The 6,324-nt window shown below is 70.7% G+C and carries 7 protein-coding genes; 5 read left to right on the forward strand and 2 right to left on the reverse strand.

Annotated elements, in window-relative coordinates; all coding sequences use genetic code 11:
* Window positions 1-5: 5 nt before the first annotated feature.
* Both D7X74_RS38255 and D7X74_RS38260 read left to right on the forward strand, forming a co-directional pair.
* Window positions 6-671, forward strand: coding sequence for a hypothetical protein (locus tag D7X74_RS38255; RefSeq protein ID WP_120537906.1), 666 nt, complete (start codon window positions 6-8; stop codon window positions 669-671).
* A 43-nt stretch (window positions 672-714) separates the two neighbouring features.
* Window positions 715-1,671, forward strand: coding sequence for a GNAT family N-acetyltransferase (locus D7X74_RS38260; RefSeq protein WP_120537900.1), 957 nt, complete (start codon window positions 715-717; stop codon window positions 1,669-1,671).
* Window positions 1,672-1,780: 109 nt separating this feature from the next.
* Here the strand turns inward: D7X74_RS38260 and D7X74_RS38265 are convergent, their stop codons facing one another.
* On the reverse strand, window positions 1,781-2,746 hold the full coding sequence (locus D7X74_RS38265) for a ferritin-like domain-containing protein (RefSeq protein WP_147444546.1): 966 nt from the start codon (window positions 2,744-2,746) through the stop codon (window positions 1,781-1,783).
* A 122-nt stretch (window positions 2,747-2,868) separates the two neighbouring features.
* Here D7X74_RS38265 and D7X74_RS38270 point away from each other — a divergent pair, with 122 nt between their 5' ends.
* Genes D7X74_RS38270 through D7X74_RS38280 form a run of 3 tightly spaced genes read left to right on the forward strand, consistent with a single transcriptional unit; the run spans window position 2,869 to window position 5,336 of the window.
* Window positions 2,869-4,008: a hypothetical protein gene (locus D7X74_RS38270; RefSeq protein WP_120537902.1), complete on the forward strand. Its 1,140-nt coding sequence runs from the start codon at window positions 2,869-2,871 to the stop codon at window positions 4,006-4,008.
* 9 nt (window positions 4,009-4,017) lie between these two features.
* Window positions 4,018-4,350, forward strand: a complete 333-nt coding sequence (locus D7X74_RS38275; RefSeq protein WP_120537903.1) for a YkgJ family cysteine cluster protein — start codon at window positions 4,018-4,020, stop codon at window positions 4,348-4,350.
* Window positions 4,347-5,336: a hydrolase gene (locus D7X74_RS38280; protein ID WP_120537904.1), complete on the forward strand. Its 990-nt coding sequence runs from the start codon at window positions 4,347-4,349 to the stop codon at window positions 5,334-5,336. Before D7X74_RS38275 ends, D7X74_RS38280 begins: the two co-directional genes overlap by 4 nt.
* A 21-nt stretch (window positions 5,337-5,357) precedes the next feature.
* On the opposite strand, the gene D7X74_RS38285 is transcribed toward D7X74_RS38280, so the two are convergent.
* Window positions 5,358-5,966, reverse strand: coding sequence for a hypothetical protein (locus tag D7X74_RS38285; protein ID WP_120537905.1), 609 nt, complete (start codon window positions 5,964-5,966; stop codon window positions 5,358-5,360).
* Window positions 5,967-6,324: the final 358 nt, after the last annotated feature.

Raw genomic sequence — 6,324 nt, forward strand, 5'->3', positions numbered from 1 at the left:
CGGAGATGGGTATAAGAGACAGGCTGAGCACCCTGCTGCTGTGGCCCGCCCTGGCTCCGGCGGCCCAGAAGGTCACCGTGCCGGTGGACGTGGGCGTGGGCCCGGCGGTGTTCATGTTCTTCGGGCCCGTCTTCGAGGATCAACCCATCCACACGGGGCTGAAGCTGTCGGTGGACGCGGTGCTGGACAAGGAGTGGCTGCGCAAGAACCAGCGCGTCATCCCGAACCGCTACCGCAAGCAGGCCACGAAGGTGGAGGAGATCCGCGTCTCGCCGTCCATCTTCATCCCGGACTCGTTCATCATCTCGCCGAAGTACCGCGACACGGGGATGTACGGCATCACGTTCAAGCCGCTGGGCCTGGGGCTGCCGCTGTCGTCCAGTCCGGTGCGCTTCACGGTGGGCGCGGGGCTGGTGCTGTCGTACGCGTACATCTTCTCCGACACGCTGCCGGACACGCACTTCCTCCGGCCCGGCGCGGAGGTGGGCGCGGACCTGGAGTTCCAGCTGGCGAAGAGCTTCCTCATCAGCGTGGGCTGGGAGTCCACCTTCTACGTGCCGCAGGAGCTGGGCGGACTGGGCCTGCCGGACAAGCTGGGCGACGGCATCTTCCACGTGGGGCAGGCGTACCTGCAGTTCCACTTCCGCTTCCCGTACAGCACGCGGCTGTAGCGCTCGCGCCGGGGCGCGCCTCGCGTCTAGCCTGCGCGGCACCATGCCCCTCGCACTCGCCACCGACGCGCAGAAGGCCGCGCGCGACGCCGTCACCCATGCCGCGTGGGGTTCCCCGCTGAGCGTGCCGCAGTACCAGGAGCGCGAGGCGCGGCTGCGGGCCCACCCGTGGAGCCGCGAGGCCATGAGCACCTGGCTGTGGCTGGGAGACGACGGCGCGGTGCTGGCCTCGTGCGAGACCTTCCGCACCGACAGCTTCCTGCGCGGCGGGGATGGGCGTTTCGCGCAGGGCGACAGCTATGCCATCGCCAGCGTCTTCACCGAGGACCACCTGCGCGGCCAGGGACATGCCACGCGGTTGATGGACGCGGTGGCCCTGGAGCTGGAGCGCGTGGCGCCGCGTCCGCATTCCGTCGTCCTGTTCTCCGACGTCGGGGCGCCGCTGTATCGCCGCTCCGGGTACGTGGAGGTGCCGGCGTGGGACTGGCACCTGGACGCTTCGGAAGCGCCGGGGGGACGCACGGAGGACGGGGGGCTTCAGGAGACGGACGTGGCGCGGGCGCTGGAGCGGATGCGCCGGCCCCAGGTGCCCTTCTACCTGTGGCCGACGGCCTCGCAGGTGGACTGGCACCTGGAGCGGGAGCGCATCTACGCGGAGCTGCTGGACAGGCCCCGGCCCCGGACGTGCGGCGCGGTGGTGGGTGCTTCCACTGCGCTGTGGACGATGATGGCCCGCTACGGCGAGTTGGTGGTGCTGATGCTGGATGCGCGGGACGCGTCGGACGCGGAGGCCCTGCTCGCGGAGGCGCGTCGTGTGGCACACCACGCGGGGCTCAAGCGCGTGGTGTGGTGGGAGGAAGCCGCGACGGCGCCGCTGCTCGCGGGCGTGCCCGGGACCGTGCGCGTGCAGCGGGACGGGTCGCTGCCCATGCTGCGGCCCTTGCGCGAGGGCATGCCCCCCGCGCCGGAGGTCCCCTTCCCTCGCGCCCTCTGGGTGTGACGTCACGGCCGCACCGCCGCCGTCAGCAGCCGGTGCGTGAGGGCGGAGCGCGGGCGTTCCGCCGCCAGCGCGGTGAACGCGGCGCGGGGCGGCGGCACGTTTCCGGTGACTACGCCACCAGTCCCGCGAGGCCCTGGAACAGGGTCAGGGCCTGCTCTCGGGAAGGCATCCCCGCCTCGCGGATGAGCTGCTCCGGCGGCCGGTGCCCCTCCACTTCTTCTCCCAGGACGCGCAGCGCATCCCGCCGCGCCTGGAGCAACCGCGCCCGCTGCCTCGGCGTCAGTCGCTCCTGGTGGGCCCACGCATCCACGGCCCACGCCAGCTCCGCGTGGCGCACTTCATCCCTCGCGATGGCGCGCAGCGTGTCGCGCACCTCGGGGTCCTGCGCGGTGCGCGACTGCCAGCCTGCCACGAAGGCCCCGAAGGTCTCACGCACGCAGCCCTCGACCGCGTTCTCCAGGAGCATCTCCTCCAGCGAACGGGCCTGGAAGGGCGGCAGGTCCACGTCGGGCAGGAGCGCGCCATGGCGCTCGGCGAGCGACTGCATCGCACGGGTGTGGCGGACCTCGTCTCCCGCGGAGCGACGCGCGGCCTTCACCAGGGCCTCCGGCGCCCCGTGCGCCTTGAGCTCGTCCGCGAGCCGCAGGAACGCCGGCACGGATGCCGCCTCCAGCCAGGCCGCATGCGCGAAGAGCGCGCCCATGGCCCCGCCGGACTCCGACACGAGCGCCTCCCGCAGCCCCTCCGGCCGACGACCGTCGTTGGAGCAGGTGACATAGCTGCACAGCAACTCCGCCCTACCCACGGACGACGACTCCTTCGCGAAGCAGCCGGTGGGCTGCGCACCGTCCTCACCCTGGTCGGGGCAGCTGTCGCAGGACGGATTGCTCGGAAGGCTCCCATCCGCGTTGAGCGCGATGAGTCCCCCACTGAGGGAGGTGGGGCCATCGCCACAACCCTCCCCGTTTCCACAGCCCACCCCCAGGGGCAGCAGGGGCGCGGCCAACAGCAGGCCGTAGAGGGTGCGGCGCAGCATCCGATGCTTCGGAATCACATCCAGCGTCCGACGAGACATGGGAACCTCCGCGTTTCCGTCCTGGAAACCGGCCTGGCTCCCCACCTCCGGCCCGGTGGGAATGGGCGGAGACCCTAACCCGGATGTGTCAGGAGGCGACAGGTCCCCTAGGATGCGCCCCCATGGCGGAACGAAGGCGCATCATCGAGGGCACCTGGAACTGCACGTCCTGCGGCGCGAAGAACATCCCCGCGCGCCACAAGAACTGCCCCTCGTGCAACAACCCGCGCGAACTCACGGGCAAGGAGTCGGAGTTCGACTTCGGTGACGTGGACGCGGCCTCCGGCAGGTCCACCCGCGAGGGCGTCACCGACGAACAGGCGCTGGACCTGGCCGGCGCGGGCGAGGACTGGTTCTGCGCCTACTGCGGCGCCTCCAACCGGGGCGATGCCAAGGCGTGCCGGCAGTGCTCCGCCGAACGCGGCTCGGATGCGAAGGCCGCGCGCATCGCGGACCTGTCCCCCCAGCCGCCGCCGAAGCCCGCGCCCAAGCCGAGCAACTGGAAGAAGATCGCGCTCATCGTCGCGGGCGTCCTGGGCTCGTGCTGCTTCGGCACCTGCGCGATAGGCGCGTGGGGCAACCTGACGCACGACTTCAAGGGAGAGGTCACCGCCACGAGCTGGCGTCGCGCCGTGGTGCAGGAGCGCTTCCTCCCGGAGGCCCGCACGGGCTGGCGGGATGAGCTGAGCACCACCGCCCCGCGCATGCCGGTGAACGGCGCGGGCGAGGTGCCGGGCGTCACGAACATCCGCGACTGCGTGTCCCGCCAGCGCGGCACGCGCAGGGTCGCGGATGGCACCGAGCGCGTGTGCCGGACGAAGACCCGCAAGGTGGCGTGTGGCACCGAGGAGAAGTGCCGGCGCCGCGACAAGGGCAACGGCTTCGCCGAGGAGATCTGCCACGACGAGACGAAGTACTGCAACGAGTCCTACGAGGACTGCCAGACGGAGACGCGCTACCGCAACGAGCCCGTCTATTCGCAGCAGTGCACCTACGACACGTACGCGTGGAAGCAGGTGGATCAGCGGGAGCTGAAGGGCACCGAGGATGCGCCGCGCTGGCCGGAGCTGACGGCCGGAACGAACGAGCGGGTGCGACGCGAGGAGTCCTACCGCGTGAGCGTGCGCTATGACGACGACGGCGTGAAGGAACACGTGGTGGAGCCCACGCGCGAGGACGAGTTCCTCGGGTGGAAGAAGGGCCAGGGCGTCACGCTCACCGTGACGAACCTGGGCAAGGTCGAGAAGGCCATCCGCCGCTGAGGGAGTTGCATGGAGTGCACCTGCTGTGGCGCCTGCTGCGTGGCGCCGGACATCGCCGCGCTGGACAAGCCCCTGGGGCTTCGCTGCCCGCACCTGGACGCGGACAACCTGTGCACCGTCTACGAGCGGAGGCCCCAGGTGTGCCGGGACTACGCGGCGGATGAGGTGTGCCGCCGCATCGAAGCGCCCACGCTGGAGGAGCGCGTGCACAACTACCTGGCCCTGTTCCAGCTCACCGGCGAGGCGGAGGCCGTGAGGACCTCCGGCTGCGCCTCCATGCGAGCGGCGCGGGCGGTGGCGGGCCTGTCGGGACGCGCCCGGGTGCAGGGAGACGTGACGTGAAGTTCCAACCCACCGAACCGTTCATTCCCGCGCCGGGACTTCGCGGCGCGCACGCGCAGACCATCTTCGCCTCGCTCGCGCGGCCCACCCGTTCGCCACCCCTGCGCCGGGAGCGGCGCGAATTGCCGGACGGGGACTTCGTCGACCTGGACAGCTTCGATGGTCCGACGGGCGCGCCGCACGTGGTGGTGCTGCATGGCCTGGAGGGTTCCTCCCAGGCGGGCTACGTCACCGAGGTGCTCCGGGGCGCGGCGAAGCGCGGCTGGGGCGCCACGGCGATCAACTTCCGCTCGTGCAGCGGGGAGCCGAACCGGCTGGCGCGGGCGTATCACTCCGGGGACACGAACGACACGCTGCTCGTGATGGAGGACGTGCGCGCGCGCATCACCGGTCCGATGCTCGCGGTGGGCTTCTCCCTGGGCGCCAACGTGTTGTGCCGGCTCCTGGAGGAGACGGGCGACTCGGCCCCGGTGGTCGCCGCCGCGTCCATCAGCGCGCCGTATGATCTGGATGCCTGCTGCCGGAAGCTGGACAGCGGGGACAGCTTCCTCTGGTTCTACCGCCAGCGGTTCCTGCGCACGCTCAAGAGCAAGTCCCGCGCGAAGCTCCAACGATTCCCGGGTGCGTTCGATCTGAAGAGGATGCAGGCGGCGTACACCCTCCGGGCGTTCGACGACGTCGTCACCGGACCGATGCATGGCTTCCAGGACGCGGCGCACTATTACCGGGAGGCGTCCTCGGGTCCCCACCTGGGAGACATCCGCCGGCCCACGCTGCTGTTGAGCGCCGCGGACGATCCGATGCTGGAGTCCCCGGTGGTTCCGCTGTCGGCGCCGGACAACCCGTTCATCCACGTGGTGTTGACCGAGTACGGCGGCCACGTGGGCTTCGTCGCGGGCAGCCTGCTCCGGCCGTCCTTCTGGGCCGAGAACCAGGCGCTGGTGTTCTTCGAACAGGTGCTCGCGAAGCGGCTGGCGGCGACGTAGCGCCTGCTCGGCCGCGCGAGGTCAGCCGAAGAAGAGGGCGAAGCCGAGCTTCGCGGACGGCTGCAGGGCGCGCATACCCCAGGACTTCGTCTCCACGGGCGTCAGCGCGTCGCGGAACGGTTCGTCGAGTTTCTGGAGGCTGGGAACCGCCATCTCCATGACGCTCATGCCGCCGCGCACGAAGAAGCTGAGCCGCCGCGTGGCGTTGAACTCCAGACCCAGGTGGGCGCTGGCGTACGAGTAGCCCACGCGCTCCATGGATGAGGCGGGCAGCAGCGTGCGATCCGCGAGTCGCCGGTTGAGGGTCTCGGTGCTCGCGGCCTGCGCGTGACCGAGCTCCAGCGACAGCGACGGCGAGAAGGTTCCGCGCAGTGGCAGCAGCGTGAGCCCCGCGCGCGCGGCACCGCGCAATCCGTTGTGCGCGGCACCGATGTGCAGGCGGACGTGAGGCGAAGGCCGGAAGACCGCGGAGAGTCCCGCGCCTTCGGGCATGCCCGCGTCGAGCATCAGACCGAAGGGTGCGAGGCGTTCCGGATCACTCGTGCGGCGCCGCAGTTCCTGCGTCTGGGCAATGGCCGTGTGCGCCGACAGGACGACCAATGCCGCGGTGACGATGGACACCGCTCCCATGAGGCTTCTCCCCGTTCCAGACACCGCGGTCCACCGCGATGAGATTTGCGAGGCGCGCCGGCTCCCGAGAGCGACCCATCCACGGAACCCGACGTCTCTTGCTTCCCCCCGACCCGCCACTCCACTCCCGCCTTTGATCCCTGCCGAGTACCGGCGGCCGCGTCCCCGTGAACTGCCATCAGGATCGAGCGCGACTGCCCCGCACCGACATGCCCTGCGTGTGTCCCTGCCCTTCACTCCCGTCCGGCGTACCGCGACCGCATTGCCGAACTCCCCCAACCTGCGCACTGCCCCATCCCGTCGCACAGCCCCGTACAGCGTCCTGCTTGCTGCCTTGCTCCACCTCACTGCCTTGCTG

The sequence above is a fragment of the Corallococcus sp. CA047B genome (assembly GCF_003612065.1).
GTDB classification, from domain to species: Bacteria; Myxococcota; Myxococcia; order Myxococcales; family Myxococcaceae; genus Corallococcus; species Corallococcus praedator.

Excerpts from the sequence above, each read along its gene's own strand:
- D7X74_RS38265 (WP_147444546.1), bottom strand. The coding sequence starts at position 2,746 with ATGTCTCGTCGGACGCTGGATGTGATTCCGAAGCATCGGATGCTGCGC.
- D7X74_RS38260 (WP_120537900.1), top strand. The coding sequence starts at position 715 with ATGCCCCTCGCACTCGCCACCGACGCGCAGAAGGCCGCGCGCGACGCC.
- D7X74_RS38275 (WP_120537903.1), top strand. The coding sequence starts at position 4,018 with ATGGAGTGCACCTGCTGTGGCGCCTGCTGCGTGGCGCCGGACATCGCC.
- D7X74_RS38255 (WP_120537906.1), top strand. The coding sequence starts at position 6 with ATGGGTATAAGAGACAGGCTGAGCACCCTGCTGCTGTGGCCCGCCCTG.
- D7X74_RS38285 (WP_120537905.1), bottom strand. The coding sequence starts at position 5,966 with ATGGGAGCGGTGTCCATCGTCACCGCGGCATTGGTCGTCCTGTCGGCG.
- D7X74_RS38270 (WP_120537902.1), top strand. The coding sequence starts at position 2,869 with ATGGCGGAACGAAGGCGCATCATCGAGGGCACCTGGAACTGCACGTCC.